This window comes from Rhodococcus sp. 05-2256-B1 (genome assembly GCF_002258465.1).
Classification (GTDB): Bacteria; Actinomycetota; Actinomycetes; order Mycobacteriales; family Mycobacteriaceae; genus Rhodococcoides; species Rhodococcoides fascians.
Map to the genome: position 1 here is coordinate 552,043 of NZ_NOZA01000030.1, position 26,175 is coordinate 578,217.

28 protein-coding genes are annotated in these 26,175 nt (G+C 64.6%); 19 read left to right on the forward strand and 9 right to left on the reverse strand.

Annotation, left to right across the window (positions count from 1 at the left end):
* The first annotated feature begins 33 nt into the window (after positions 1-33).
* Complete coding sequence (locus tag CH285_RS19835) at positions 34-1,809, forward strand: long-chain-acyl-CoA synthetase (RefSeq protein WP_032369636.1); 1,776 nt, start codon at positions 34-36, stop codon at positions 1,807-1,809.
* Here CH285_RS19835 and CH285_RS19840 read toward each other — a convergent pair.
* Positions 1,799-2,443 carry a TetR/AcrR family transcriptional regulator gene (locus CH285_RS19840; protein WP_051365251.1) on the reverse strand — a complete coding sequence of 215 codons (645 nt, stop codon included), beginning with the start codon at positions 2,441-2,443 and terminating at the stop codon, positions 1,799-1,801. The genes CH285_RS19835 and CH285_RS19840 overlap by 11 nt on opposite strands.
* Positions 2,444-2,497: 54 nt before the next feature.
* Between CH285_RS19840 and CH285_RS19845 the strand changes: the two genes are divergently transcribed.
* The 7 genes from CH285_RS19845 to CH285_RS19875 all read left to right on the forward strand — a co-directional run bounded on the left by CH285_RS19845 (position 2,498) and on the right by CH285_RS19875 (position 7,077).
* On the forward strand, positions 2,498-2,935 hold the full coding sequence (locus CH285_RS19845) for an ester cyclase (RefSeq protein ID WP_051365250.1): 438 nt from the start codon (positions 2,498-2,500) through the stop codon (positions 2,933-2,935).
* On the forward strand, positions 2,932-3,792 hold the full coding sequence (folP, locus tag CH285_RS19850) for a dihydropteroate synthase (RefSeq protein ID WP_027498058.1): 861 nt from the start codon (positions 2,932-2,934) through the stop codon (positions 3,790-3,792). The genes CH285_RS19845 and folP overlap by 4 nt, the downstream gene beginning before the upstream one ends.
* Entirely contained in the window at positions 3,789-4,718 is a 930-nt protein-coding gene (locus CH285_RS19855) for a glucosyl-3-phosphoglycerate synthase (protein ID WP_027498057.1), read from the forward strand. Before folP ends, CH285_RS19855 begins: the two co-directional genes overlap by 4 nt.
* 55 nt (positions 4,719-4,773) lie before the next feature.
* Positions 4,774-5,187, forward strand: coding sequence for a DivIVA domain-containing protein (locus tag CH285_RS19860; protein WP_052055088.1), 414 nt, complete (start codon positions 4,774-4,776; stop codon positions 5,185-5,187).
* Positions 5,184-5,792: a DNA-3-methyladenine glycosylase I gene (locus CH285_RS19865; protein WP_032383847.1), complete on the forward strand. Its 609-nt coding sequence runs from the start codon at positions 5,184-5,186 to the stop codon at positions 5,790-5,792. Before CH285_RS19860 ends, CH285_RS19865 begins: the two co-directional genes overlap by 4 nt.
* Positions 5,793-5,888: 96 nt before the next feature.
* Positions 5,889-6,056, forward strand: a complete 168-nt coding sequence (locus tag CH285_RS19870; RefSeq protein ID WP_008714277.1) for a DUF3117 domain-containing protein — start codon at positions 5,889-5,891, stop codon at positions 6,054-6,056.
* A gap of 142 nt (positions 6,057-6,198) precedes the next feature.
* Positions 6,199-7,077 carry a methyltransferase domain-containing protein gene (locus CH285_RS19875; protein ID WP_094644031.1) on the forward strand — a complete coding sequence of 293 codons (879 nt, stop codon included), beginning with the start codon at positions 6,199-6,201 and terminating at the stop codon, positions 7,075-7,077.
* Here CH285_RS19875 and glgA read toward each other — a convergent pair.
* Positions 7,047-8,210, reverse strand: coding sequence for a glycogen synthase (gene glgA / locus CH285_RS19880; protein WP_027498054.1), 1,164 nt, complete (start codon positions 8,208-8,210; stop codon positions 7,047-7,049). The two genes, CH285_RS19875 and glgA, sit on opposite strands and share 31 nt — an antisense overlap.
* A 76-nt stretch (positions 8,211-8,286) precedes the next feature.
* Here glgA and glgC point away from each other — a divergent pair, with 76 nt between their 5' ends.
* Positions 8,287-9,501, forward strand: coding sequence for a glucose-1-phosphate adenylyltransferase (glgC, locus tag CH285_RS19885; protein ID WP_027498053.1), 1,215 nt, complete (start codon positions 8,287-8,289; stop codon positions 9,499-9,501).
* 61 nt (positions 9,502-9,562) lie between these two features.
* On the opposite strand, the gene CH285_RS19890 is transcribed toward glgC, so the two are convergent.
* The gene (locus CH285_RS19890) at positions 9,563-10,174 is read right to left on the reverse strand and encodes an O-methyltransferase (RefSeq protein WP_032365496.1); all 612 of its coding nucleotides are present in this window, start codon (positions 10,172-10,174) and stop codon (positions 9,563-9,565) included.
* 239 nt (positions 10,175-10,413) lie between these two features.
* On the opposite strand from CH285_RS19890, the gene sigE reads away from it, so the two are divergent.
* The 4 genes from sigE to tatB all read left to right on the forward strand — a co-directional run bounded on the left by sigE (position 10,414) and on the right by tatB (position 13,456).
* The gene (sigE, locus tag CH285_RS19895) at positions 10,414-11,040 is read left to right on the forward strand and encodes an RNA polymerase sigma factor SigE (protein WP_045840779.1); all 627 of its coding nucleotides are present in this window, start codon (positions 10,414-10,416) and stop codon (positions 11,038-11,040) included.
* Between the two features lie 16 nt (positions 11,041-11,056).
* The gene (locus CH285_RS19900; protein ID WP_032365497.1) at positions 11,057-11,383 is read left to right on the forward strand and encodes a hypothetical protein; all 327 of its coding nucleotides are present in this window, start codon (positions 11,057-11,059) and stop codon (positions 11,381-11,383) included.
* 84 nt (positions 11,384-11,467) lie between these two features.
* Complete coding sequence (locus CH285_RS19905; protein WP_094644032.1) at positions 11,468-12,973, forward strand: S1C family serine protease; 1,506 nt, start codon at positions 11,468-11,470, stop codon at positions 12,971-12,973.
* A gap of 18 nt (positions 12,974-12,991) precedes the next feature.
* Positions 12,992-13,456 carry a Sec-independent protein translocase protein TatB gene (gene tatB, locus CH285_RS19910; protein ID WP_094644033.1) on the forward strand — a complete coding sequence of 155 codons (465 nt, stop codon included), beginning with the start codon at positions 12,992-12,994 and terminating at the stop codon, positions 13,454-13,456.
* A gap of 160 nt (positions 13,457-13,616) precedes the next feature.
* Here tatB and CH285_RS19915 read toward each other — a convergent pair whose 3' ends face one another.
* The 6 genes from CH285_RS19915 to CH285_RS19940 form a co-directional block, all read right to left on the reverse strand.
* Positions 13,617-14,390 carry an amino acid ABC transporter ATP-binding protein gene (locus CH285_RS19915; protein WP_051365249.1) on the reverse strand — a complete coding sequence of 258 codons (774 nt, stop codon included), beginning with the start codon at positions 14,388-14,390 and terminating at the stop codon, positions 13,617-13,619.
* Positions 14,387-15,844, reverse strand: coding sequence for an amino acid ABC transporter substrate-binding protein/permease (locus CH285_RS19920; protein WP_027498046.1), 1,458 nt, complete (start codon positions 15,842-15,844; stop codon positions 14,387-14,389). The genes CH285_RS19915 and CH285_RS19920 overlap by 4 nt, the downstream gene beginning before the upstream one ends.
* Positions 15,845-15,936: 92 nt before the next feature.
* A complete protein-coding gene (locus CH285_RS19925) occupies positions 15,937-17,073 on the reverse strand; it encodes an Mrp/NBP35 family ATP-binding protein (RefSeq protein WP_032375491.1) in 1,137 nt (378 codons plus the stop codon).
* Between the two features lie 70 nt (positions 17,074-17,143).
* On the reverse strand, positions 17,144-18,016 hold the full coding sequence (locus CH285_RS19930; protein ID WP_027498044.1) for a lytic transglycosylase domain-containing protein: 873 nt from the start codon (positions 18,014-18,016) through the stop codon (positions 17,144-17,146).
* Positions 18,017-18,141: 125 nt separating this feature from the next.
* Positions 18,142-18,672, reverse strand: coding sequence for a DUF1003 domain-containing protein (locus CH285_RS19935; RefSeq protein WP_045840756.1), 531 nt, complete (start codon positions 18,670-18,672; stop codon positions 18,142-18,144).
* Positions 18,673-18,692: 20 nt separating this feature from the next.
* Positions 18,693-19,967, reverse strand: a complete 1,275-nt coding sequence (locus tag CH285_RS19940; protein WP_027498042.1) for a magnesium transporter MgtE N-terminal domain-containing protein — start codon at positions 19,965-19,967, stop codon at positions 18,693-18,695.
* Positions 19,968-20,027: 60 nt separating this feature from the next.
* On the opposite strand from CH285_RS19940, the gene CH285_RS19945 reads away from it, so the two are divergent.
* From CH285_RS19945 to CH285_RS19970, 6 genes are all read left to right on the forward strand, one after another.
* Entirely contained in the window at positions 20,028-20,984 is a 957-nt protein-coding gene (locus CH285_RS19945; RefSeq protein ID WP_094644034.1) for an HpcH/HpaI aldolase/citrate lyase family protein, read from the forward strand.
* A gap of 99 nt (positions 20,985-21,083) precedes the next feature.
* Positions 21,084-21,572 carry a general stress protein gene (locus tag CH285_RS19950; RefSeq protein ID WP_027498040.1) on the forward strand — a complete coding sequence of 163 codons (489 nt, stop codon included), beginning with the start codon at positions 21,084-21,086 and terminating at the stop codon, positions 21,570-21,572.
* A 196-nt stretch (positions 21,573-21,768) separates the two neighbouring features.
* A complete protein-coding gene (locus CH285_RS19955) occupies positions 21,769-23,091 on the forward strand; it encodes an ABC transporter substrate-binding protein (protein WP_027498039.1) in 1,323 nt (440 codons plus the stop codon).
* Complete coding sequence (locus CH285_RS19960) at positions 23,088-24,032, forward strand: carbohydrate ABC transporter permease (RefSeq protein WP_027498038.1); 945 nt, start codon at positions 23,088-23,090, stop codon at positions 24,030-24,032. Before CH285_RS19955 ends, CH285_RS19960 begins: the two co-directional genes overlap by 4 nt.
* Entirely contained in the window at positions 24,032-24,865 is an 834-nt protein-coding gene (locus CH285_RS19965) for a carbohydrate ABC transporter permease (protein WP_027498037.1), read from the forward strand. The genes CH285_RS19960 and CH285_RS19965 overlap by 1 nt, the downstream gene beginning before the upstream one ends.
* 5 nt (positions 24,866-24,870) lie before the next feature.
* Positions 24,871-26,040 (forward strand): ABC transporter ATP-binding protein, encoded by a 1,170-nt coding sequence (locus CH285_RS19970; protein ID WP_032375493.1) that lies wholly within the window; start codon positions 24,871-24,873, stop codon positions 26,038-26,040.
* The last annotated feature ends 135 nt before the right edge of the window (positions 26,041-26,175 follow it).

The window sequence follows — 26,175 nt, forward strand, 5'->3', positions numbered from 1 at the left end:
TTAGTTATCTCACATCGTCTCAAAGGGGAGCTCATGGCTGTCGATGCCCGTCAGAAAATCGGAGTGACCGACCTCGCGGTCGCGTTGCCGAAAATGGTGACGGAGGTGCCGAGCCTGCTCAAGGGGCTGGCGGGCTTTACCCGCAAGCCGGACCACAAGGTCTCCATCGGACTGATTTTCCAGGACGCGGCAGCCAAGAACAGCAGTCGACCGTTCGTCCGTTTCGAGGGTGAGTCGATCTCCTACAAGGACGCGAACGCGCTGGTCAATCAGTACGCCGCAGTGTTCACCGACCGGGGGGTCGTACGCGGCGACGTCGTCGGTGTGCTGAGCAAGAACCGCCCCGAGGCGCTGTTCGCGGCGCTGGCTGCCGTGAAGCTCGGTGCCACCGCAGGCATGCTCAACTACAACCAGCGCGGCGACGTGCTCGAGCACAGCCTCGGAATCCTCGAAGCGAAGGTGCTGGTCCTCGACGAGAACGCGCAGGAAGCGCTGGATTCTCTGGACAACGAGCCCAAGGTCGGGTCGGTGTTGCCGCTGAAGGAGCTCGGCGAGCTGGCCGCGAAGGCGTCGACGGCCAACCCGTCGGTCACCGCGGAGATCCAGGCCAAGGAGAAGGCGTTCTACATCTTCACCTCGGGAACGACGGGTATGCCCAAGGCCAGCCTGATGAGCCACTTCCGTTGGCTCAAGTCGATGTCGGGCCTGGGCAACATGGGCGTGCGACTGCGCGGCGACGACGTCATCTACTGCTGCCTTCCGCTCTATCACAACAACGCGCTGACGGTGACGCTGTCCTCGGTGCTCGCCGGCGGCGCGACGATGGCCATCGGTAAGCAGTTCTCGGTGAGCAACTTCTGGGAAGACATTCGCGTCAACAAGGCCACGGCGTTCACCTACATCGGCGAGCTCTGCCGGTACCTGCTCACGCAGCCGAAGAAGGATTCCGACCGGGACAACTCGGTCAAGCTGATCGTCGGCAACGGACTGCGACCGGAGATCTGGGAGGAGTTCACCGAGCGATTCGGTATCTCCCGCGTCGCGGAGTTCTATGGTGCCAGCGAATGCAACATCGCCTTCATCAACGCGCTAAACATGAAGAAGACTGCCGGAATCTGCCCGTTGCCGTATGCCGTGGTGCAGTACGACGAAGAGTCGGGCAAGGCCAAGCGCGGCCACGACGGCAAGCTCCGCAAGGTCGGCAACGGTGAAGTGGGCCTGCTGCTGTCCAAGATCACCGACCGGGCTCCGTTCGACGGGTATTCCGACGACAAGGCCACCGAGAAGAAGATGGTGCGCGACGGATTCAAGGACGGTGACGCGTGGTTCGACACCGGCGACCTCGTTCGCAAGCAGGGCTGGATGCACGTCGCATTCGTCGACCGGCTGGGAGACACTTTCCGCTGGAAGGGCGAGAACGTCGCCACGACCCAGGTCGAGGGTGCACTCGGTAGCCACCCGGCAGTGGACGGTGCCGTCGTCTACGGCGTCGATATCGAGGGTGCCGACGGCAAGGCCGGTATGGCTGCGGTGACCTTGCGCGACGGTGAGTCCTTTGACGGCAAGTCGTTCGCCGAGCACCTCTACGACAAGCTGCCGACGTATGCGGTGCCGCTGTTCGTTCGCGTCGTCGACAGCCTCGAGCAGACCTCGACGTTCAAGAGCCAGAAGGTCGCTCTACGCAAGCTGGGGTTCCAGGAAGACGGTGACAGCGAACTCCACGTGCTGCGCGGCAAGTCCGGTGGCTACGAGAAGTTCTACGACGGCTACGTCGACGAGGTTGCCGCCGGCAAGGCCCCTAAGGGGTAACCAGCAAGCTCGAGGCGAGGGTGGCCTCGAGCCATCGTGCGTAGCGGTCGGTCGTCCAGCCCGACCGCTCGCACAACATTCGGTGCATTTCGGGGCTGGTCAGGGCCCAGATGGTGGTTCCTGCCGTTTCGAGGTCAACGGCCAGATCTCCACGTGCCCCGATCCACTCGGCGATCTGCATCATCGCCGATCTGCGTTGTCGGTCCTGGATATCGCGTCGTAGTGCTGCGATGTCCTCGTCGACGGCAGCCGCGCTGAGCAAGATGTCGTCGACCGCTCTGATTCGCGCGACCTGTTCGGCGATTCCTGACGCGAACATGCGGAGCTGCGTGCGTTGATCGAGTTCGTCGCGCACGGCCGATGCTGATGAGCGCTGCATGATCGGCGTCGGGTCGGTGTCTCCGCCGATGTCCAGATCCACCATTTCTCTGAGCAGCGTGCGCTTGTTCTTGAAGACGTGGAAGACGGTGTCCGCCGAGACACCTGCCGCGGCGGCGATCGACGGGACCGAGGTTGTGCCGTATCCGTGGGCGAGGAAGAGTCCGCGCGCGGCCTCGATGATACGGAGTCGGGTGCCTTCGGCCTGCTGTTGCCGCACGGCGGAGTTGTAGGTCCTCTTGACGTTTTCGGTCATCGGGTCGAGTATATGCATATTGATCCGAGTGCCACTTGAACGAATCGGGGCGTCATGGATATCCAACAGGCGAAAGATCGAGTGGGACGGGTCTTCGAGGACGGATTCGGGCGGGGTGATCTCTCGACGGTGGATGCAGCACTCGCGCCGAGCGCTGTCGACCGGCACGCTTTCGGACAGGACGAGCCGGATATGGCGGCACACCTCAAAGGCGCGATCGCGATGTTCCGTTCTGCGATGCCCGACCTGCGCGTGACGATCGGTGATCTCTTCGGGGAAGGAGACCGCATCGCCGCGCGGGTCGAGATGGAGGGAACCCATACGGGCTCGCCTCTGTTCGGCGTGCCATCCTCGGGACTGTCCGTTGCGCTCGAACAGTTCCACGTCATCGAGCTCGACGCCGACGGACGTGGTGCCCGGCACTGGGCGAATGTGGGTGCCGACACCATCGCGCTCGGGCACCTCCGCCGAAATGCCACTATGGATGAATGAGCACTCTGTGCGGTAAGCCGGTCGCCGACGATCGAGCTCTGGTCATGGCGATCGTCAATCGCACCCCGGACTCGTTCTACGACGGGGGCGCGAATTTCTCCGACGATGCAGCGATGGCGTCCGTGCACAGGGCTGTCGCCGAGGGTGCCGACATGGTCGATATCGGCGGCGTCAAAGCAGGCCCCGGTGATCTCGTAGACGCGGCGGAGGAGATCCGCCGCGTCGTGCCGTTCGTCGAGGCCATCCGGGATGCGTATCCGGATCTGCTGATCAGTGTCGACACCTGGCGTAGCGAGGTTGCTCGCCTGGCCTGCGGTGTGGGAGCCGATCTGATCAACGACACCTGGGCCGGAGCCGATCCCGAGTTGGTGCGCGTCGCCGCTGCCGAGGGAGTCGGGATCGTCTGCTCGCACACCGGCGGTGCCGTTCCGCGGACCCGTCCGCACCGGGTTCGGTACACCGACGTCGTGGCCGATGTGGTCGCGGAAGTCACCGCAGCTGCCGACAATGCCGTCGCGGAGGGGGTGAAGAAAGATTCGATTCTGATCGATCCGACCCACGATTTCGGGAAAAACACCTATCACGGGCTCGAGTTGTTGCGTCGCGTGGACGTTCTTGTAAACACCGGGTGGCCTGTGCTCATGGCGCTGAGCAACAAGGACTTCGTAGGCGAGACTCTAGGGGTAGAGCTCGCCGACCGGTTGGAGGGAACATTGGCAGCGACAGCATTGGCCGCAGCAGGCGGAGCCCGGATGTTCCGGGTGCACGAAGTTGCGTCGACCAGAAGAGTCGTCGACATGGTGGCAGCGATCCAGGGACGACGAACCCCGGCGCGGACGGTCAGGGGGCTGGCATGACACTGGCCGATCGAACGGACGTGACCCGAATGTGGTCCGAGACCAACAGCTGGGACACCCCCGAATGGACCATCGCCGAGCTCGAGGCCGCCAAGGCGGGCCGCACGGTGTCGGTGGTGCTTCCGGCGCTGAACGAGGAACAGACGGTGGCCGCCGTCATCGACACCATCCACCCGTTGCTCGGTGGCCTCGTCGACGAACTGATCGTGCTCGACTCGGGCTCGACCGACGAGACGGCAGTACGCGCGAGAGCGGCCGGTGCCCGTGTCATCAGTCGCGAGGAGGCAGTACCGGGGCTCGATCCGGTACCGGGCAAGGGCGAGGTGCTGTGGCGATCGGTCGCGGCGTCGACGGGTGACCTCATCGCCTTCGTCGATTCCGATCTGATCAATCCCGACCCCGCGTTCGTGCCGAAACTGCTCGGACCACTGCTGATGGGCGACGGCATTCATCTCGTCAAGGGCTACTACCGACGTCCACTTCGCGTCAGTGGCACCGAGGACGCCAACGGCGGTGGACGCGTCACCGAGTTGGTGGCTCGACCCTTGCTCGCGGCGCTGCGCCCGGAGTTGACCGGCGTGATCCAGCCGCTGGGCGGGGAGTACGCGGGCACTCGCGAGTTGTTGTCGGCGGTGCCGTTCGCGCCCGGTTACGGCGTCGAGATCGGCCTGCTTCTCGACACGTACGACCGGCTCGGTCTGCAGGCCATCGGACAGGTGAACCTGGGAGTGCGAAAGCATCGCAATCGGCCGCTGGTCGAACTCGGGGCAATGAGTCGGCAGATCGTCGGAACGATGCTGAACCGGTGCGGCATGGTCGATTCCGGTGCCGGACTGATGCAGTTCCGCGTGGCAGGGGATTCGTTCGAGCCGTTCTCGACCGAAGTGTCGTTGGCCGATCGACCGGCGATGAACTCGCTGATCTGACCGACCACCAGGTGCGTCCGGCCGACGTGTCGGACAGCCGTGACAAGATCGTGGCATGTTGACGCTGTTGATCTACATCATCGTCATTGCAGTCGTCGCTGCGGCGTTGTTCTTCATCGCCGCAGCGGTGTTCGGTCGCGGTGAAGAGCTGGGGCCGTTGCCCGAGGGAACCACCGCAACAGTGCTGCCGGCCGAAGGAGTCACTGGTGCCGATGTGCGCGCGTTGAAGTTCCAGCAGACGTTGCGGGGTTACAAGCCCAGCGAAGTCGACTGGGCTCTCGAGCGCCTGGGCGGCGAGATAGACATGCTGCGGTCACGGCTGTCCGCGGCGCAGGAGTCAGGTTCTCGATCCCCGCTGTCGGGGCAGCCCGGCAGTGCGGGCTTCACGGATAGTTCTGGCCTCACCGACAGTGCCGGCCTCACGGATAGTTCGGGCGTCACAGGCACGGTCGAGTCGGACGAACGGTGAGCGCAGTCGCGGGGCCGGACGGCAAGCTGCGCTGCCCGTGGGGTGCCACCGACGACGAGCTGTATCGCACCTATCACGACACGGAGTGGGGGCAGCCGCTGCACGGCCGCAATGAGCTCTACGAGCGCCTGTGTCTGGAAGCGTTTCAGTCGGGCCTGGCGTGGATCACGATCCTGCGCAAGCGGGAAAGCTTCCGCACTGCTTTCGCCGGATTCGATCCCGACGCAGTGGCCCGCTTCGACGACGCCGATGTGGAGCGATTGATGAGCGACGCGTCGATCGTGCGGAATCGGCTCAAGATCGAGGCGGCGGTGAGCAACGCTCGCGCGATCGTCGACCTCGACGACACCGATCTCGACACTCTGCTGTGGTCTTTCGCGCCGGAGCCCAGGTCACAGCGGCTCACGGAGTTCACCGACGTGCCCGCGTCGACACCCGAATCGACGGCGTTGGCCAAAGAGCTCAAACGCCGCGGGCTACGGTTCGTCGGTCCGACTACCGCCTACGCATTGATGCAGGCCACCGGAATGGTCGACGATCACCTGTCGAGGTGTTGGGTGCAGGTCACGAATACCGACTCAGGTTCCCCCCATCGACGGCGATAGGGAAGAATGGCACAGGACACTCCGTCGCCCCGCGACGAATTTATCTTTTAGGCCGAGGCGCCGAGCAGGTGGGCGCAGATCTGGAGGGAGCAGAGGATGGCGGCGATGAAGCCCCGGACCGGGGACGGTCCCCTCGAAGCAACCAAAGAGGGACGAGGAATCGTCATGCGTGTCCCGCTCGAGGGGGGCGGCCGTTTGGTCGTCGAATTGACCCCCGACGAGGCCGCGGCACTCGGTGACGAACTGAAGGGCGTCACCGGCTGATCGCCACGTCGATCGATCATCGCTCAGCCCCGCTCGCCGCACCGGCCAGCGGGGCTTTGTGTTGTCATCAGCGGTGTTGTGATCGGCAGGTCGTTTCCGGGGGAGTGCCGGAGAATCTGTCTCGATGTGAAAGAGGTGCTCGATGCTGACCGACGTCGTCGATCTGCTGGTCTGCCCACAGTGCCGCGTCCGTGAGGTCGAGTCGGGCCTGGGTCTCGGTGAGACCGATCGAAGTCTGTGGTGCGATCGTGGTCATTTGTTCGACGTGGCTCGGCAGGGGTACGTCAGCCTGTTGACAGGCGACGGCGGCAAGTTCGCCGGTGATTCGGCCGAGATGGTCACAGCCCGTGAGAAGTTCCTCGGTGGCGGTCATTTCGAGCCCATCGCGGCGGCGGTGTCGGCGGCTGTTCCGCCCGAGTCGGACGTGGTCCTCGATGTCGGGGTCGGCACCGGGTATTACCTCGCAGGTGTCCTGGACGCGCGTCCGGCCGCGCTGGGGGTCGGGGTGGACGTGTCCAAGTTCGCGGCGCGCCGAGCCGCGCGGTCGCATCCGCGGCTCGGGTGCGTCGTCGCGGACATCTGGAGCGGGCTACCGATTCGGGCGGGTGCCGTGTCTGCGGTGACGTGTGTGTTCTCGCCGCGCAACGCCGGTGAACTGCATCGAGTTCTCGGCGACGACGGCACGTTGGTGGTCGTCACGCCGACGTCGCAACATCAGCGAGAACTGCGCGGGCCGCTGGGGCTGATCGGCGTCGAAGAGGACAAGACCCGTCGGCTCGGTGAGTCGTTGTCGGGTCTCTTCGAGTCGGTGGCCGAGACCCCGCTCGAGTACTCGATGATGCTCTCGCACAACGACATCGAGGAACTCATCGGTATGGGGCCGTCGATTCGGCACGGTGACCCCCACGCGCGGTCCGCGGCGTTGAAGGATTTGCCCGACACCGTCCCGGTCACCGCGTCGGTGACGGTGTCGACCTACCGAAAGATCTCTCAGCCCCGACGCGCCAGCGCGTCGTTGTAGACGGCGAGGGTCTGTTTCGCGATCGACGCCCACGAGAATTCGGCAACGGCCCGCTCGCGGCCGGCCTTCCCCATCGCCGTCGCCAGTGCGGGGTCGAGAGCGACCTCGTTGACGGTGTCGGCGAGGGTTCGCTCGAAGACGTCGGGCTCGTACGAGTTGTAGTGCACCAGCCGTCCGGTGCGGCCGTCGTCGACGACCTCGGGGATGCCGCCGACGTCCGACGCCACGACCGCGGTTTCGCAGGCCATTGCCTCCAGGTTGACGATGCCGAGTGGCTCGTACACCGATGGGCAGACGAATACCGCTGCGGCAGAGAGGATCTGGCGAATCTTGTCGGTGGGGAGCATGTCCTTGACCCAGAAAACCCCGCTGCGTTGCTCGGCCAATAACGCCACTGCGCGTTCGGTTTCTGCGGCGATCTCCGGAGTGTCGGGCGCGCCTGCGCACAGGACGAGCTGAATCGACGGATCGAAGTGGTGCGCCGCAGCGATGAGGTGACCCACGCCCTTCTGCCGGGTGATGCGGCCGACGAACGCGACGATCGGCTTGCTGGGATCCACCCCGATCTCGTCGAGAGTCGACGTGCCATGATCTGCGTACCACCGCTCGGTGTCGATCCCGTTGCGCACCACGTGGACTCGACTCGGGTCGAGGCGCGGATAAGCGTCGAGCACGTCCTTGGCCATGCCCTCGCTGACGGCGATGACGGCGTCGGCGTATTCCACCGCGTTCTTTTCCGACCACGACGAGATGCGGTAACCGCCGCCCAGCTGCTCGGCCTTCCACGGCCGACGCGGCTCGAGCGAGTGCGCGGTGAGAATATGCGGAACTCCGTACAGCTCGGCCGCGAGGTGGCCGGCGAGCCCGGTGTACCAGGTGTGCGAATGCACCACGTCCGCTCCCGCTGCCGCGTTGGCCATCCGCAGTTCCGCCGACAACGTCGTCAGTGCTGCGTTGGCTCCGGCGAGTGCCGGATCGGGATCGTGCACCTGTGCGGTGTCGCGCGGAGCTCCCATGCAGTGGATGTCCACCTCGCACAGCGACTTCAGCTGCGCGGTCAACTCCGTGACATGAACTCCTGCGCCACCGTAGATCTCCGGCGGGTATTCCTTGGTCATCATCGCTACTCGCACGTGAACGAACCTACATTCCCCGGCAGTTGTGCGTGTACTGGTAGCAAGGTTCTCTCGGTGCGGATAGGTTGGGTGGGTGAGGACACAACCGCACGTACTAGGGATTGTGCTTGCAGGCGGAGAGGGTAAGCGCCTTTACCCGATGACCGCGGACCGAGCCAAGCCAGCCGTTCCCTTCGGGGGCGCCTACCGACTCATCGACTTCGTGCTGAGCAATCTCGTGAATGCCGGTTACCTCCGGCTCTGCGTGCTGACTCAGTACAAGTCCCATTCCCTGGACCGCCACATCTCGCAGACGTGGCGACTGTCGGGTTTCGCCGGGGAGTACATCACTCCGGTCCCGGCACAGCAGCGTCTCGGCCCCCGGTGGTACACCGGCAGCGCCGACGCCATCTTCCAGTCGCTGAACCTGGTGTACGACGAGGACCCCGAGTACATCGTGGTCTTCGGTGCCGACCACGTGTACCGAATGGATCCGGAGCAGATGGTGCAGCAGCACATCGACTCCGGCGCGGGCGTCACCGTCGCAGGTATCCGGGTTCCGCGTAGCGAGGCATTCGCGTTCGGCTGCATCGACTCGGACGAGAACGGCAAGATCACCCAGTTCCTGGAGAAGCCGGCGCAGCCGCCCGGGACCCCCGACGACCCGGACGTCACGTATGCGTCGATGGGCAACTACGTGTTCACCACCAAGGTGCTCGTCGATGCCATCAAGGCGGACTCCGAGAACTCCGACTCCGACCACGACATGGGCGGCGACATCATCCCGGCGCTCGTCGAAGCAGGCGTGGCCTCGGTCTACGACTTCAACGACAACGTCGTTCCCGGTGCCACCGAACGCGATCGCGGCTACTGGCGAGACGTCGGCACCATCGACGCCTTCTACGACGCCCACATGGACCTCGTGTCGGTGCATCCCATCTTCAATCTCTACAACCGCCGCTGGCCCATCCGCGGATCGGCCGAGAATCTGCCGCCCGCCAAGTTCGTGCAAGGCGGCCTCGCTCAGGAATCCGTCGTCGGTGCCGGCTGCATTCTCAGCGCCGCCACCGTCCGCAACTCGGTACTGAGCTCGAACGTCATGATCGACAGCGGCGCGACCGTCGAAGGCAGCGTCCTGATGCCCGGAGTCCGGATCGGCAAGGGTGCCGTCGTTCGGCACGCGATCCTGGACAAGAACGTCGTCGTCGGTGACGGCGAAATCGTCGGAGTCGATCTCGAACGCGATCGGGAACGCTTCAACGTCAGTGCCGGGGGAGTCGTCTCCGTCGGTAAGGGCGTCTGGATCTAGAGCAGAGCCTGCGGCATGTGAGTGGAAGTTCGTAGCGTGCTACGGATTTCCACTCACATGGTCACGCCCGCGACGCGCAGATCAACCCGTCGCCCAGAGGGAGCAGCACCGTCGTCAGGCGCTCGTCCTCGGCGATGGCACGCGCGGCCGATCGAACGGCCACCGCAGTCGCGTCGCGCTGAGTCGGGTCGGCAACCCGGCCGCCCAGCAATGCGTTGTGCAGCACCAGAACTCCGCCGGGGCGTAGCAACCGCACACTCTCGGCGACGAAGTGCGGATGGTCCGCGGGGCTGGCGTCGATGAACACCAGATCGTAGGTGTCATCGGCCAATCGGGGGAGCACGTCCAACGCCCAGCCGTTGATCAGCCGAGTGCGGGACGGCGCGATTCCCCCTGCCCGGAATGCTTCTCGCGCTGCCCGCTGGTGTTCGGGCTCGGTGTCGATGGTGGTCAGCACACCGTCCGCTCGCATCCCGTCGAGCAACCACAGCCCGCTGATTCCCGCGCCCGTTCCGATTTCGACGACCGTCTTCGCGCCGAGCATCTGAGTGAAGATGCTCAGGATGGCACCGACGGACGGCGGCACCGGAGCCGCACCGAGGTCGACGGCTCGCTCTCTGGCTGCGATCAGAACCTCGTCCTCCTGAGCGGAGTCTTCGGCATAAGCGAGCATCTTCTCGGCGTTGGTCGGCACGTCCCGAGGTTATCGTGCCCGGGGCTCGATCTCACGCACACATTCTCAGGTGGGCCTCAGGTGATTCATACCGGACCCACACGCGGGTCGGTCAGGCTATGGAGGAATCGCAGGTCCGTCTCGATTGCGAAGTGTGAGCTGGAACATCCGAGGGTAGTCGTCGGTTGCATCAGAAGGACGTACGCAGTCCTGAGCAGGAGGATCCAACTATTTACAAGATCAACGGCGATCGCGACATCGCTCGTCTACCCGAGTCCGTGCCCACCCCCGACGACCTCAGCGGCACCGCAGTGTTCGATGCGACCGGCGAGAACTCCACCATGCCGTCCTGGGACGAGCTCGTTCGCGAACACGGCGACCGCGTCTACCGACTCGCGTACCGCCTCTCCGGCAATGCCCAGGACGCCGAGGACCTGACTCAGGACACCTTCATCCGCGTGTTCCGCTCCCTGTCGAACTACCAGCCGGGAACGTTCGAGGGCTGGCTGCACCGCATCACGACCAACCTGTTCCTCGACATGGTTCGTCGCCGCAGCCGTATCCGCATGGAAGCACTGCCCGAGGACTACGACCGCGTTCCGTCGGACCGGCCCAACCCCGAGCAGATCTACCACGACGCTCGCCTCGACCCGGATCTGCAGTCTGCGCTCGATTCGCTGGCACCCGAGTTTCGCGCCGCAATCGTGTTGTGCGACATCGAAGGACTGTCGTACGAAGAGATCGGTGCGACACTGGGCGTCAAGCTCGGAACGGTTCGTAGTCGCATTCACCGTGGCCGTCACGCGCTACGGGAGTACCTTCGAGTGCACGGGAAGGTCGACTCGGGTCACGCAAGTGTCCACTAGCTACGAGGAGGGTTGGATGACGCAGGCACGCAAGCCTCGGCAATTCAGCTCCACCGAACATCTGGCCAGTGAAGCCGTCGCAGCCTACGTCGATGGTGAACTACGAATGCCCGCTCACCTCCGCGCCGCTCACCACCTCTCCGAATGCCCGGAATGCTCGGCCGAGGTCGAGGCGCAGCAGCAGGCTCGTCGTGCGCTCCGCGGAGCAGGCGAGATGTCGATGCCACATTCGCTCCTCGGTTTGCTGAGCCAGATTCCGTCCTGTGCAGGCGAAGACGGGCCCGCTCGATCCAAGCGGTCGTTCATGGCGTCCGTCGAGGCCGTGCGCCGTCGTCGACGCTGACCGCCGCGTTTTCTGCCCGACGAGTCCTCACCTGCATCGAGCTGCCCCGACCGCTCGAGTGATACTGAACTCTCACACCGACGTATGCGAGGGGTAACCGGACGCGTGACATCGAATTCGACCAGCACCGAGACCACAGGCACAGCAGACGAGGGTCCACGGTTGCCGCCGCGTCCGGTCCATCGACCCACCGTCGATCCGGTGTCGGCCTCGGTGTTCGGACGTCCCGATGACGTCGGCGGTTCGTTCTCCCCACGTCGCCCCGACGAACAACTGCCTTCCCGGCTGTCGGTCCGGCCGCCGGACCCCGTCCTGGCCGAGGCCTTCGGACGTCCCGACGACGCCACCGAGTCACTGCAGCGCGACCCCGACGCCGTCGACGAGTCCGACGCCGGCCCCCAGGTCCCGGCCGATCCGTGGCGTGATCCCGCGTCCCGAGTGTCGCTGGGCGGCGCGGCCCTCGATACCCCACCACCTCCTGTACTCCCTCCTGGAACCAAGCTCGGCGTGCGCGACGTCTTGTTCGGGCGATCGGTATCCGTGCGGGCGCTCGTCGTACTCGGTGTCCTTGCCCTCGTCATCGGCTTGGTCGGTGGACTGTTCGGCCGCCTGACCGCCGAAGTGACCGGCGCACTGACCAGCCAGAAAGTGACACTGACCCAGTCCAGTGGCGACGACGTCCCACGCGGCCAGATCAGCAAGGTGGCCGACGCGGTCCTGCCGTCGGTCGTCTCCATTCAGGTGACCCTCGGCGAGACCGGAGGCACCGGCTCGGGCGTCGTGATCGACGCCGACGAGGGCTACATCGTCACGAACAACCACGTGATCTCGCTCGCCGCATCCGACGAGGACAAGTCGACCCTCGAAGTCACCTTCTCCGACGGCACCAAAGTGCCCGGACGCATCGTCGGCCGCGACACCAAGACCGACCTCGCCGTACTCAAGACCGACGTCGGCAACCTCACCGAGGCTCAGCTCGGACGGTCCGACGACGTCCGCGTCGGCCAGGACGTCATCGCCGTCGGGTCACCGCTCGGCCTGAACAAGACGGTCACCTCGGGCATCGTCAGTGCGCTCGACCGCCCCGTCGCGCTGTCGGGGGAGGGCACCGACACCAACGCCGTCATCGACGCGGTACAGACCGACGCAGCCATCAACCCGGGCAACTCCGGTGGCCCCCTGATCGACTTCGAAGGTCGCGTCATCGGCATCAACTCCGCCATCCGAAGCGAGAGCGGCGGATCGGTGGGCCTGGGCTTCGCGATACCCGTCGACGAGGTCACCGAGGTGGCGCAGGCCCTGATTCGGGACGGCGTCATGCGGCACCCGGATTTCGGGATCAACGCGCGTTCGGTGATCAACGAAACCTCGGCCGGCGCAGAAGTCGCCAACGTCCGGGCCGGTGGGCCGGCTCAGCAAGCCGGAATCGTCGAAGGGGACGTCATCACCAAGGTCGGCGACCGCTCGGTGGGGGACGCGGACGAGCTCGTCGTCGCGATGCAGGAAACCACGATCGGTCAGGCGGTGCCGGTGCAACTCGTCCGCTCCGGACGGCTGGTGGACCTGTCCGTCACGCCGGTTTCCGACTGACGACGTAGGCTGGCACCCGTGTTCGGCAACATCGGTTGGGGAGAGCTCGTCATTCTCCTCGTAGCAGCTCTGGTCATCCTCGGCCCGGATCGTCTCCCCGGTGCCATCAGCTGGGTGTCCAAATCCCTCCGCCAGGTCAAGGACTACGCCAACGGCGCGAGCCAACAACTCAAGGACGAGCTGGGCACCGACTTCGAGGACCTGCGCAAGCCCCTCGCCGACCTCAACCAACTCCGCGGCATGACACCCCGAGCCGTGATCACCAAGCACCTGCTCGACGGCGACGACTCGATCTTCAAAAATCCGCTGGACGACACCTTCAAGGGCAAGCCCTTCGAGACGAAGCCGAAGAACGTCGGCGGGCCCACCCCGCAGAACGGCGTGTCCTCGGGAAGTACATCCGGGGGAGCCGTGTCGATGAGCAAGAACGAACCGAAACTCGCGGCGGGCGATACCCCGCCCATCGACGCGGACGCCACGTAGGCATAGCCCCAACCGGCCCGACGAACCACCCAGTCTGCAGGCTGCGCCCGCCCGACCGCTGCGCCCCCCGTCGGATGAATGTGGGACTCAGTCGCTCTGAGTGCAACAAAGGCGCATTGATCCGCGGCGGGGCGGGCGGCAGGAGTGGGCGCGCCAGGGGCTAGAGCACCTTGTTCAGGAAGTCCTGGGTGCGTGGGTTCTGTGGATTCCCGAACAGCTCGTCGGGTGTTCCCTCTTCGACGATGACGCCCTCGGCCATGAAGATCACTCGATCCGCGACTTCACGTGCGAAGCCCATTTCGTGGGTGACGACCACCATCGTCATGCCGCCCTTGGCGAGGTCGCGCAGTACCTGCAGAACTTCGCCGACCATTTCGGGGTCCAGGGCGCTGGTGGCTTCGTCGAACAGCATGATCGACGGGTTCATGGCCAGTGCCCGCGCGATGGCGACACGCTGCTTCTGCCCACCGGATAGGTTGGCGGGCTTGTAGTCGGCCCGCTCCGACAGGCCTACCTGTTCGAGCAGCTGCAGGGCCGCGTCCTTGGCCTGCGACTTCGTCATCTTCTTGGTTTCGACGGGTGCGAGCATGACGTTCTCGAGGGCTGTCATGTGCGGGAAGAGGTTGAAGTGCTGGAACACCATGCCGATGTTCTGGCGCACCTTGTCCAGGTCCACGTTCTTCGCCGTCAGGTCGGTGCCGTCGACGACGACCGACCCGGCGGTGATGTCTTCCAGCTTGTTCAGGCAGCGCAGGAACGTGCTCTTGCCGGAGCCGGACGGTCCGATCACGCAGACCACTTCACCGTTGGCGATCTCGGCGTCGATGCCCTTGAGAACCGTGTTGTCGCCGAACGCCTTCTGCAGGGCCTTGATGGAGATCTTCGTTCCCGGACCTTTGTCGACCGGCAGGTCCTTGGTCAGTTCGGTGCTCATTTGTTGATCCTCTTCTCGAGCCGGTTCGACAGCTTGGTGAGAGCCATGATGATGATGAAGTACAGGACGCCGACGATCAGCCACATGTTGAACGACTCGAAGTTGCGAGCGATGATCAGACGACCGGTCTGCGTCAGCTCGGCGAGGCCGATGACCGAGAGCAGCGAGGTGTCCTTGAGCGTGATGACGAACTGATTGATGTACGACGGGATCATCGTGCGAATTGCCTGGGGCATCACCACTTTTCGCATCGACTTGAGGTAGCTGATGCCGAGGCTGCGCGACGCCTCCATCTGGCCCTTGTCGACGGCGAGGATGCCGCCGCGGACGATCTCGGCCATGTACGCACCGGCGTTGAGCGAGAGCGTGATGATGCCTGCGGTGAACGCGGACATCTGGAAGTTCAGTGCCGCGGGTACGCCGAAGTAGATGAAGAATGCCTGCACCAGAAGCGGTGTGCCACGGAAGATGTCGACGTAGGTGGTTCCGATGCCGCGGAGCACGATGTTGGTCGAGACGCGGAACAGGCCGAAGATTCCGCCGAGTACCAACGCGATGGCGATGGAGATGACGGTCAGCACGATCGTGAGCCACAGACCCTTGAGCAGCAACTGCCAGCTGCTGGCGATCAGGCCGGGGATCGAGGTGTCGGCGGTGGACGCGTCGGCGTTGAGGTAGGTGTCGAGAATTTCGTCGTACTGGCCGTTGGCGCGCAGGTTTTCGAGGCCGGTGTTGAACTGGTCGAGCAACTGGGCGTTGGTGCCCTTGGCGACGGCGAATCCGTAACTGGCACCGGCTTCTTTCTCGGTGACCGTTTTGAAGCCGTTGCCCTGGGTGATGCCGTAGGCGAGCACCGGGTAGTCCTCGAAGGCCGCTGCGGAGTTTCCGGTACGCACTTCCTCGAACATGGTCGCGGAGTCGTCGAAGCTGCGGATGGTGAAGCCGTACTGATCGGCGATCGACGTCGCGAACGTCGCACCCTCGGTGCCGTTCTTGACCGCGACCGACTTACCGCGCAGGTCTTCGTAGCCCTTGATCTCGTCGTTCGAATCCAGAATCGCCATCTGGACACCGGAATCGAAGTACGGATCGGAGAAGTCGAAGGTGGCCTTGCGCTCGTCGGTGATCGACATGCCGGCGATCATTCCGTTGAACTGGCCGCTGGTGACGCCCTGGAGTGCGGTGTCGAATCCGACCTGCTCGACGGTGTAGTCGAAGCCTTGGTCGACGGCGATGGCCGCGAGCAGGTCCATGTCGATTCCGACGAGTTTGCCTGTCTCGTCCTGGAATTCGAAGGGCGCGAACGTGGTGTCTGTCGCGATCGAATAATTCTGGGCAGGCGGGGCAGGTTGGGCCGACGCCAGCGCGGGACCGAGTACGGATCCCAGCAGGGTCATCAGCAGTGCGATCAGTACCGGAACGACGACCGGCCTGACCCGATGCGGCTTCTTCATGAAGGCCACTCTCTATCGACAGTAGGATTGAAGGCAAATCATAAGGCTCCAACCCTGTTCCCCGCGTCGTTTGTCGGGTATAAGCACCTGCCTTACAGTTTCCGAGTGGTGTCGATTCCCAGCGACATTCCCACCAGTCCGCGCTCGCGCACTGCAAGTTTTCCGGCGACCGCCTCGAGTGCTTGTGCCGCAGGCGAATTCGGGTGGCCCAACACGATCGGAGTGCCGGCGTCGCCGCCTTCACGGACGGCGGTGTCGAGCGGAATCTGGCCCAGCAGAGGCACCTTGGCGCCCACGGCCTTGGTGAGGCGATCCGATACGTCCTGTCCGCCACCTGATCCGAAGATATCCATCCGGGTACCGTCGGGCAGCTCGAGCCATGACATGTTCTCCACGACGCCCGCAACGCGCTGACGCGTCTGCAGTGCGATTGCTCCGGCACGCTCGGCGACCTCGGCAGCGGCTTGCTGCGGGGTGGTGACCACGAGGATCTCTGCGTTCGGAATCAGTTGTGCGACAGAGATTGCCACGTCGCCGGTGCCGGGCGGAAGGTCAAGGAGCAGCACGTCCAGGTCGCCCCAGAACACGTCGGCGAGGAATTGCTGCAAGGCCCGGTGCAGCATGGGTCCGCGCCAGACGACCGGGGTGTTGCCCTCGGTGAACTGAGCGATCGAGATGAACTTCACGCCGTGCGCCTGCGGCGGCATGATCATCTTCTCCACCTGCGTGGGTCGCGCGTCGTTGCCGAGCATGCGGGGAACGGAATGGCCGTAGATGTCGGCGTCGAGCACACCCACCGACAGGCCGCGGGCGGAAAGGGACGCGGCAAGGTTGACCGTCACGCTGGACTTGCCCACGCCGCCCTTGCCCGACGCCACCGCGTACACGCGCGTCAGCGATCCGGGTTGCGCGAAGGGAATGACGGGCTCGGCGGAATCGCCGCGCAAGGATTTGCGCAGTGCGGTGCGTTGCTCGTCGTTCATCACGTCGAGTTCGACCGTCACGGTGCCGACTCCGGCGACGTCGGCGACGGCGTTCTTCACGCGATCGCTGATCTCGGTCTTCATCGGGCAACCGGAGGTCGTCAAGTAGATGCCGACGCCGACGGCTCCGTCGGCGGCGATGTCGATGCTCTTGACCATGCCGAGGTCGGTGATGGGTTTACGGATCTCGGGGTCGATGACCTTCGTCAGCGCGGTCCGAACGTCGGATTCGGTCAGTACAGCCATTGCTTCATGCTATGCGGTGCGCCGACTCCCGATGAACAGCAGGGCAGCTCGATCTAGTGCTGCGTTCAATTCAGTGAATCCGCGGCAGCTGGTCCGAGGAGGGCACGATGCCGGTGGCGTAACCGGCCGACCACGCGAGCACGTTCGCCACGTAGGCCATCGAATTGTTGTAGCGCAGGATTGCTCGGGTGGTCGAGGCCAGGTCGCGGGCGTTGGTGCCGTCGTCGCACAGGTACATACCGGTGGCCAGGGCCGCGTCGTACAGGTTCTGTGGGTCGGAGACTCCGTCGCCGTTGCCGTCCGCGTGGTAGAGGTTCCACGTAGATGGCAGGAATTGCATCGGGCCGACTGCACGGTCGTACTGGGTGTCGCCGTCGAGCGCGCCGCCGTCGGTGTCACGAATCACCTGATTGCCGGCGAGGGTGCCGTTGAGAACCGGCCCGAGAATGGGCTCGTGCAGTTCGCCCGAGTCGTCGACCTTGCCGTTGTTGGCGTGGGTGGACTCGACGCGGCCGATGCCGGCGATGACGGTCCAGCTGATGCCGCACCCGGGCTGCTGCTGGGCCAGGATGCGCTCGGCGTTCTTGTATGCGGAGACGTTGACGACCGGGATCGCGATGGGGCTGACCGCAAGGTTGGTGGGCAGCTCGGGTGTGGGCGGGATCTCGGGAGCCGGGGCGGGCGCGGGGACCGGGGCCGGTGTCGGCAGCTCGGCCTGAGCCACCGGCTGCGCCTGCTGGTCCTGGGCGATCGGCTGCGGGGTCTCGACCACGGAGTTCGATTCCTGTGCGGCCGGGGCCGTCTTGGCGGTGACGAACGGGATGTATTCGGTGGCTCCGGCGCTGGTCGCGGCCGTGACGAGTCCTGCGGGGACGAGGCCTGCCAGAGCAATCACCGAGTTCCGTCGAACCTTGGAATTCGATGCTTTTCTGTGACGACCCACGCGCGCTGTACCTCCTGATTTCCCCGGATGATCTCCGGGGCCCGACCTGATGACCGGGATCGAGGGTACCTGATTCGAGACTGTTCCGTTATCGGGCCGTTACCAGGCGCGGAGCGGTGCGCGGTCTATTGCGGGTCGGTCTCGCCCGACGCGTCGTCGGCCAGGCGCGCGGCCGCTTTCTTGCGCGCCTTCTTCGGTGCGTTGGCGGGTTGACCCGTCGCTTGTTCCAGCAACGCCCTGATGTCGTCGAGTTCGCGGCGCAAATAGTCACGGGTGGCGACTTCACCGACGGCGATACGCAGAGCTGCGAGCTCCCGCGCGAGGAACTCGGTGTCGGCCTTGGTCTGCTGAGCCCGCGACCGATCCTCTTCGAGAGAGACGCGGTCGCGGTCGTCCTGCCGATTCTGGGCGAGCAGGATCAACGGCGCGGCGTACGCGGCCTGCGTCGAGAAGGCGAGGTTGAGCAGGATGAAGGGATACGGGTCCCACTGCAGATTGACGGCCACGACGTTGAGGAAGATCCAGACGATGACGATGCCGGTCTGAATCGCCAGATAGCGTCCGGTGCCCAAGAACCTGGCGGCTTTCTCACCCGACTTGCCGAGATCGAAGTCGAAGTTGACGTTGAACAGCCGCGAACCGCGCGGCGTGTCCATTCTCTGGCGTGCTGTTTCTTTCACTGTCCGGCCACTTCCTGATCTCGCCAGTCCTCGGGCAGCAGGTGATCGAGGACGTCGTCCACGGTCACGGCCCCGACCAGGTGATCCTCGTCGTCGACCACCGGGCCGCAGACGAGGTTGTACGTCGCGAAGTACCGCGTCACCGCGGTCAGGCTGTCCTCGGGGGACAGCCGCGGGAGTGCGCTGTCCACGACTCCGCCCACCAGGCTCGCCGGGGGTTCTCGCAACAGTTGCTGCAGGTGAACACAGCCCAGATATGGGCCGGTCGGTGTTGCGGTCGGCGGCCGCACCACGAACACGAGTGAGGCCAGCGCAGGCGTCAGGTCGGGGTTGCGTACCCGAGCGAGGGCCTCGGCCACCGTCGTCGACGCGGTGAGGATCACGGGCTCGGGCGTCATCAGACCGCCGGCGGTGTCGGGGGAGTGCTCGAGCAGGCGGCGCACCGGCGCGGAGTCCTCTGGATCCATCAGTCGCAGAAGCGATTCCGCTTCGGTCTCGGGCAGCTCGCCGAGGAGGTCGGCAGCGTCGTCGGGGTCCATGGCCTCGAGCACGTCGGCACCACGGTCGACTCCGAGGTAGTGCATCAGCTCCACCTGATCGTCGTCGGGCAATTCCTGGACGACGTCGGCGAGGCGCTCGTCGTCCAATGCCCGCGCCACCTCCATGCGGCGCTTGACGGGGAGCTCGCGCATGGCATTCGCCACGTCGGCGGCGCGCAGGTCCTCGAACTGCATCAACAGCTGCGCCACACCCTGGTCGGGCATCGACAGTTCGTTCTGCGTGAGCCCCTGCACGTGTTGCCAGTCGACGACGTGGATGGCACCGCGCCGCGCAAGGCGTTGGCGCTGCTTACGCACCGCCACGCGTGCGACCTTCCAGTCTCGAGTTCGGGTGAGCTCGATGCCGAGATCGACGACGACGGAATCGGTGTCGTGCAACTCGTCGAGTTCGGGATCGTCGACGCGGACCTTGGAGTCGAGGATCTGCGCGAACACCAGAATCTCGTTCGCGCGCTGAGTGAATCGGCGCAGACTGACGTTGCCGGTGGTGAGCTGGACGGAGTTGGGCTCGATGCTGGTCACTCGTAGCATCGGGACGAAAATTCTTCGGCGCGTTGCCAATTCGACCACGAGTCCGAGGACTCGCGGCTGTGCCCTGCCCACGCGCATGGAGACCACCACGTCGCGCACTCGCCCGATCGATTCGCCGTCGGGGCCCAGGACGCCGAGGCCGGCGAGCCTGGCCGCGAATACCTTGCTCAGTGCTGCCATGATGGCAAGGTTAGAGGCAGGGCAATACAGCGGGTGAATCAGACAGGGGTAGTGCTTTCGATGGGTGCTTCGGGATTGCGTCGATCGGTACTGGCCGTTCCGGGCAGTTCGGACAAGATGATCGCCAAGGCCAAGGGCTTGCCTGCCGACGCGATCTTCCTCGATCTCGAGGACGCCGTCGCGCCGATCGCCAAGGTCGAGGCCCGCGCACGCATCGTCGACGCGTTGAACTCCGACGGTTGGGGCGATCAGCTCAAGGTCGTGCGCGTGAACGACTGGACGACGCAGTGGACGTACGGCGACGTCATCGACGTCGTCTCCGGGGCGGGTGGAAATCTCGACGCCATCCTGTTGCCGAAGGTCGAGTGCGCGGCGCACGTACAGGCGTTGGATCTGTTGCTCACTCAGCTCGAGAAGGAGCACGGTCTCGACCTCGGGGCCATCGGCATCGAGCCGCAGATCGAGAGCGCGCGCAGCCTGCGCAACATCGACGAGATCGCAACCGCGAGCCCCCGGGTGCAGACGTTGGTGTTCGGGCCGGCCGACCTGATGGCGAGCGTCAACATGCGCACCCTCGTCGTCGGAGAACAGCCGGTGGGATACGACACCGGCGACGCCTATCACCACATTCTGATGACGATCCTGCTGGCGGCTCGGACGCACGGATTGCAGGCGATCGACGGCCCGTACCTGCAGATTCGTGATCTCGACGCGTTTCGCCGGGCCGCGGGACGGACGGCCGGCCTCGGGTTCGACGGCAAGTGGGTGCTGCACCCGACGCAGATCGAGGCGGCCAACGAGATCTTCGCGCCACGACAGGACGATTACGACAAGGCCGAGATGATTCTCGACGCGTACGAGTTCCATACCTCCGCAGCAGGTGGCGCTCGCGGTGCGGTGATGCTCGGCGACGAGATGATCGACGAGGCGAGCCGCAAGATGGCGCTGGTCGTCTCGGCGAAGGGGCGGGCGGCCGGTCTGACACGCACGACGACGTTCGAGCCGCCGATCTCCTGATCGAGGCGGTTGTCCGAGGGCCGAACAATGGGTGTGACGGTGCCGGAGCGGAGCCTGCAGAAGCGACCAGAAAAGTCCGTTTCGGGGCACAATGGAGTCATGACCAATCCCCTCTCACAGCCGGGCCGCCCAGGGCAAGGACTGCCGACGCCGCCGTCCGGTTGGCCCATCGGTTCCTACCCCACCTATGCCGAGGCGCAGCGCGCCGTCGATTTCCTCTCCGACGAGGAATTCTCGGTACAGGACGTCACCATCGTCGGCGTCGATCTGATGCAGGTCGAACGCGTTCTCGGCCGGCTCACCTGGCCCAAAGTCATTGGCGGAGGCATCGTTTCGGGTGCATGGTTGGGCGTGTTCCTCGGTCTCGTCCTCGGTATCTTCAGCGAGAACATCTTCGGCGCGTTGCTCATCGGCGTCGGCGGCGGCATCATCTTCGGCCTGATCTCGGCGTCCATTCCGTATGCCGCGACCAAGGGACAGCGTGATTTCGCGTCGAGCATGCAGTTGGTCGCCGGACGCTACGACGTCATCTGCGAGCCCCGGACGGCAGAGAAAGCACGCGACCTGCTCGCCAAACTGTCGATTTGATCACAACGGTTGGACGACCAGGCAACCGACAGGTAACGGAATAGCCCCAAATCGCCCTCGAGGCCAGTGAGTTCGGTTACGTTTCTCTCGTGCACGGCAGTGCCGACACAAGGGCTGCGCGAGTAACCGAACGTACGGAGGCGGGACAGTGCCGAGACATCGTGGTCGTAGGCGTGGAAAAGCAACGAGGATAGGGGTGTTGGCGGCAGCGGCTCTGGTGACGAGTCCGTTGCTCGCAGCGTGTGGTTCGTCGGACAGTTCGGTTCCGGTTCTGAGTTTCTACACTGCCGCAGACGGCGCAGAGCAGTACGCCGCTGCGGCACAGGTGTGTTCGGACGCCTCCAACGGCCGGTATCGGGTGGAGCAGCGAACACTGCCCAAGAGTGCCAACGATCAGCGCCTGCAGCTCGCGAGGCGTCTCGCCGGAAACGACAAGACGTTGGATCTGATGACGCTCGACGTCGTCTGGACCGCCGAATTCGCCGAGGCCGGATGGGCATTGCCCGTCCCGGACGACCTCTCGGCGAAGCTGCGCGACGGGTCCACCCTGGAAGGCCCGCTCGCCACCGCGGAATGGCAGGACCAGCTCTACGCCGTTCCGCTCAACTCCAACACCCAGTTGCTCTGGTACCGGCCCGACGAGGTGCCGGGCGGTACCCCGCCGCAGACGTGGGATCAGCTGATCGACGTGGCCGAGGCCAACGCGGCCGCCGGTAAGCCCGCTCAGATCGGTGTGCAGGCCAAGCAGTACGAGGGCTTCATGGTCTGGTTCAACTCGCTGCTCGAGAGCGCGGGTGGGTCGGTGGTCGCCGAAGACGGAACGACGGTGACCCTCAACGACACTCCCGAGCACCGCGCCGCCACCGAGAAGGCCCTCGAGATCATCAAGCGGGTGGCCACGGCCGACGGCCGCGATCCATCGGTCTCGCAGAGCGACGAGGCGACAGCTCGACTCGGGATGGAGTCGGGGCGGATGGCCTTCCAGGTCAACTACCCGTTCGTGCTTCCCGGCCTGAAGGAGAACGCCGTCGCCGGGGCAGTGTCGTTCCTCGATCTGGCGAATGTGCCTGCCGATCAGCAGGATGCACGCATCGCCGAGGTCTTCCGCAGTGCTCCGTATCCCGAGGTGAACGCGGGGGAGCCCGCCAAGGTCACCATCGGCGGCTTCAACATCGGCGTCGCGAAGACCACTCAGCACGAGGACCTCGCCTGGGAAGCCGTCGAGTGCCTCACCAACCAGGAGAATCAGCGCAACAACGCCGTCAACGGCGGCGTGCCCCCGGTGCTGAAGTCGCTGTACTCCGATCCGGAGTTCCAGGCCGTCTATCCCGCATGGGAAGGGGTGCTCGGTTCCATCGAGTCCGCGGCAGTGCGGCCCGTTTCGCCTGCCTACCAGAGCATTTCGATTCTGTTGACCGATGCCCTCAACCCGCCGCAGAACATCGATCCGGTTGCCGACGTGGACAAGCTCGCAGAACTGGTCAGCAAGGCCGTCAATTCCGAAGGGTTGATTCCATGAGCGATCCCACCGAATCGCAGCCGCAGCCCGCCGATCGGCAGGCGGCTCTGAAGAACATCTCCGACGGTAAGAAAGCCGAACGACGCCTGGGATTGCTCCTCGTCGCACCCGCGGCGATCCTGATGCTCGCGGTCACCGGCTACCCGATCGTGTACGCCTTCTGGCTCAGTCTGCAGAAGTACAACCTCGCGTTCCCCGAGGATCGCCAATTCGTCGGCATCTCCAACTACGTGACCGTGCTGTCCGACGGCTACTGGTGGACGGCATTCGGCGTCACCGCCGGCATCACGATCATCTCGGTGATCATCGAGTTCATCCTCGGTCTGGCAGTGGCTCTGGTCATGCACCGCACCATCTTCGGCCGCGGACTCGTCCGCACCGTGGTGCTCATTCCGTACGGCATCGTGACCGTCGCCGCCGCGTACAGCTGGTACTACGCCTGGACCCCGGGCACCGGTTATCTCGCCAACCTGTTGCCCGACGGCAGCGCGCCGCTCACCGAGCAGTTCCCGTCGCTCGCGATCGTGGTTCTGGCCGAGGTGTGGAAGACGACCCCGTTCATGGCCCTGCTGCTGCTGGCAGGCCTGGCTCTGGTGCCCGACGATCTGCTCAAGGCCGCCGAGGTGGACGGAGCGGGTGGCTGGACGCGGCTGATGCGGATCACCATTCCGTTGATGAAGCCGGCAATTCTCGTCGCGGTCCTCTTCCGCACGCTCGACGCGTTCCGCATCTTCGACAACATCTACGTCCTCACCCGAGGGAGCAACGAGACAGGATCGGTGTCGATTCTCGGTTACAACAACCTGTTCGGCGCGTTCAACCTCGGACTCGGGTCGGCGATCAGCATTCTGATCTTCTTCTGCGTCGCGATCATCGCGTTCGTGTTCATCAAGTTGTTCGGTGCCTCGGCACCGGGATCCGACGACGGAGGCCGCAAGTAATGACCACTGTTACGCCTCGCAAGAAGGTCGGTTGGACGGTCGTCAACGTCCTCGTCCTCCTCTACGCGCTCGTTCCGTTGGCGTGGATCATCAGCCTGTCGTTCAAATCGACGGCCACGATCGCCGACGGAAAGTTCATCCCGCAGTCGTTCACTCTGGAGAACTACAAGGGCATCTTCTCCACCAACCAGTTCACCTCGGCGCTGGTGAACTCCATCGGAATCGGGTTGATCACCACGGTGATCGCCGTCGTGATCGGCACCATGGCCGCGTATGCCGTTGCCCGGCTGGACTTTCCGGGCAAGAAGCTCCTGGTCGGTGCGGCTCTGCTGATCGCGATGTTCCCCCAGATCTCGCTGGTGACACCGTTGTTCGACATCTCGCGCTCGCTCGGTCTGTTCGACACCTGGCCGGGTCTGATCATCCCGTACATCACCTTCGCGTTGCCGTTGGCGATCTACACCCTCTCCGCGTTCTTCCGCGAGATCCCGTGGGAGCTGGAGAAGGCGGCGAAGATGGACGGAGCAACGCCTGCACAGGCTTTCCGCAAGGTCATCGCCCCGCTGGCGGCACCGGGCATCGTCACCGCATCGATCCTGGTGTTCATCTTCGCCTGGAACGACCTCCTGCTCGCCATCTCGCTGACGGCGACGGAACGTTCGGTCACCGTCCCGGCGGCCATCTCGCAGTTCACCGGTAGCTCTCAGTTCGAGGAGCCCACGGGATCGATCGCGGCAGCCGCCGTCGTCATCACGATCCCGATCATCATTTTTGTGCTCTTCTTCCAACGACGTATCGTGGCGGGCTTGACGTCCGGCGCAGTGAAGGGATAACCGTCATGGCCGAAATCGTTCTCGACAAAGTCACCAAGCTCTACCCGGACGGCGCCGCTGCCGTCAGCGACGTCGACATCACCATCGCCGACGGCGAATTCATCATCCTCGTCGGACCGTCCGGCTGCGGAAAGTCCACCACGCTCAACATGATCGCCGGGCTGGAGGACATCTCGTCCGGTGAGCTGCGGATCGCGGGGGAGCGCGTCAACGAGAAGGCGCCGAAGGATCGCGACATCGCGATGGTGTTCCAGTCCTACGCGCTGTACCCGCACATGACGGTCCGGCAGAACATCGCCTTCCCGCTGACGCTCGCCAAGCTCTCCAAGACCGAGATCAACGACAAGGTCGAAGAGGCTGCCAAGATCCTAGATCTCAGTCAGCACCTCGACCGGAAGCCCGCCAACCTCTCCGGTGGTCAGCGACAGCGAGTTGCGATGGGACGCGCCATCGTTCGCACCCCCAAGGCCTTCCTGATGGACGAGCCGCTGTCCAACCTCGACGCCAAGCTGCGAGTCCAGACGCGCGCCGAGATCTCGCGGCTGCAGAAGCGTCTGGGCACCACCACCGTCTACGTCACGCACGATCAGACCGAGGCCATGACCCTCGGCGACCGCGTCGTGGTGTTGCGCGGCGGGCTGGTGCAGCAGATCGGTTCTCCGCAGGAGCTCTACGACAAGCCGCGAAACCTGTTCGTGGGCGGCTTCATAGGATCGCCCTCGATGAATTTCGTTCCGGGACAGCTCACCTCGAACGGAGTGTCCACGGCCCTCGGCGACATCGAGATCCCGCTCGAGCGAATGGACGCGATCAAGGCCAAGAACCCGGGCCGCGAGGTGGTCGTCGGTATCCGTCCCGAGCACTTCGAGGACGCGGCACTGATCGACGGCTACCAGAAGATGAGCGGTGCCACCTTCACCGCAACCGTCGACGTGCTCGAGTCCATGGGCAGCGACAAGTACGTCTACTTCACGCTGAAGGGTGCCAAGGTCGAGTCCAGCGAACTCCAGGAGCTGGCCGCCGATGCCGGTATCGCCGATCTCGGTGGCGCACAGGTGGTTGCGCGTCTGGCAGCCGAATCCAAGGCCGCCGAGGGTGGTCAGGTGGAACTGTGGTTCGACCCGGGCAAGATCTCGGTGTTCGACCAGGCGTCGGGTGCGAACCTGACGTTGTAGAGCGCTACGCCCATGTGAGCGGAACTTCGTAGCCCACTACGGGCGGATTCGAGCGGTGGTTGCAACGTGCCTGATCATTAGGGATGTTTGCGATGGTTCACCCGGGTTTCTCACATCAGGTTCGGATGACGTTCT

What these genes read in the sequence shown, in the direction of transcription:
- CH285_RS19970 (WP_032375493.1), top strand. Translation starts at nt 24,871, where the DNA reads ATGGCCGAAATCGTTCTCGACAAAGTCACCAAGCTCTACCCGGACGGC.
- CH285_RS19960 (WP_027498038.1), top strand. Translation starts at nt 23,088, where the DNA reads ATGAGCGATCCCACCGAATCGCAGCCGCAGCCCGCCGATCGGCAGGCG.
- CH285_RS19900 (WP_032365497.1), top strand. Translation starts at nt 11,057, where the DNA reads ATGACGCAGGCACGCAAGCCTCGGCAATTCAGCTCCACCGAACATCTG.
- CH285_RS19840 (WP_051365251.1), bottom strand. Translation starts at nt 2,443, where the DNA reads ATGACCGAAAACGTCAAGAGGACCTACAACTCCGCCGTGCGGCAACAG.
- CH285_RS19920 (WP_027498046.1), bottom strand. Translation starts at nt 15,844, where the DNA reads ATGAAGAAGCCGCATCGGGTCAGGCCGGTCGTCGTTCCGGTACTGATC.
- CH285_RS19870 (WP_008714277.1), top strand. Translation starts at nt 5,889, where the DNA reads ATGGCGGCGATGAAGCCCCGGACCGGGGACGGTCCCCTCGAAGCAACC.
- CH285_RS19935 (WP_045840756.1), bottom strand. Translation starts at nt 18,672, where the DNA reads ATGGACACGCCGCGCGGTTCGCGGCTGTTCAACGTCAACTTCGACTTC.
- CH285_RS19875 (WP_094644031.1), top strand. Translation starts at nt 6,199, where the DNA reads ATGCTGACCGACGTCGTCGATCTGCTGGTCTGCCCACAGTGCCGCGTC.
- CH285_RS19835 (WP_032369636.1), top strand. Translation starts at nt 34, where the DNA reads ATGGCTGTCGATGCCCGTCAGAAAATCGGAGTGACCGACCTCGCGGTC.
- CH285_RS19940 (WP_027498042.1), bottom strand. Translation starts at nt 19,967, where the DNA reads ATGGCAGCACTGAGCAAGGTATTCGCGGCCAGGCTCGCCGGCCTCGGC.
- CH285_RS19950 (WP_027498040.1), top strand. Translation starts at nt 21,084, where the DNA reads ATGACCAATCCCCTCTCACAGCCGGGCCGCCCAGGGCAAGGACTGCCG.
- CH285_RS19890 (WP_032365496.1), bottom strand. Translation starts at nt 10,174, where the DNA reads ATGCTCGCTTATGCCGAAGACTCCGCTCAGGAGGACGAGGTTCTGATC.
- CH285_RS19905 (WP_094644032.1), top strand. Translation starts at nt 11,468, where the DNA reads ATGCGAGGGGTAACCGGACGCGTGACATCGAATTCGACCAGCACCGAG.
- CH285_RS19860 (WP_052055088.1), top strand. Translation starts at nt 4,774, where the DNA reads ATGTTGACGCTGTTGATCTACATCATCGTCATTGCAGTCGTCGCTGCG.
- CH285_RS19965 (WP_027498037.1), top strand. Translation starts at nt 24,032, where the DNA reads ATGACCACTGTTACGCCTCGCAAGAAGGTCGGTTGGACGGTCGTCAAC.
- CH285_RS19915 (WP_051365249.1), bottom strand. Translation starts at nt 14,390, where the DNA reads ATGAGCACCGAACTGACCAAGGACCTGCCGGTCGACAAAGGTCCGGGA.
- CH285_RS19855 (WP_027498057.1), top strand. Translation starts at nt 3,789, where the DNA reads ATGACACTGGCCGATCGAACGGACGTGACCCGAATGTGGTCCGAGACC.
- folP (WP_027498058.1), top strand. Translation starts at nt 2,932, where the DNA reads ATGAGCACTCTGTGCGGTAAGCCGGTCGCCGACGATCGAGCTCTGGTC.
- CH285_RS19845 (WP_051365250.1), top strand. Translation starts at nt 2,498, where the DNA reads ATGGATATCCAACAGGCGAAAGATCGAGTGGGACGGGTCTTCGAGGAC.
- CH285_RS19945 (WP_094644034.1), top strand. Translation starts at nt 20,028, where the DNA reads ATGGGTGCTTCGGGATTGCGTCGATCGGTACTGGCCGTTCCGGGCAGT.
- CH285_RS19925 (WP_032375491.1), bottom strand. Translation starts at nt 17,073, where the DNA reads ATGGCTGTACTGACCGAATCCGACGTTCGGACCGCGCTGACGAAGGTC.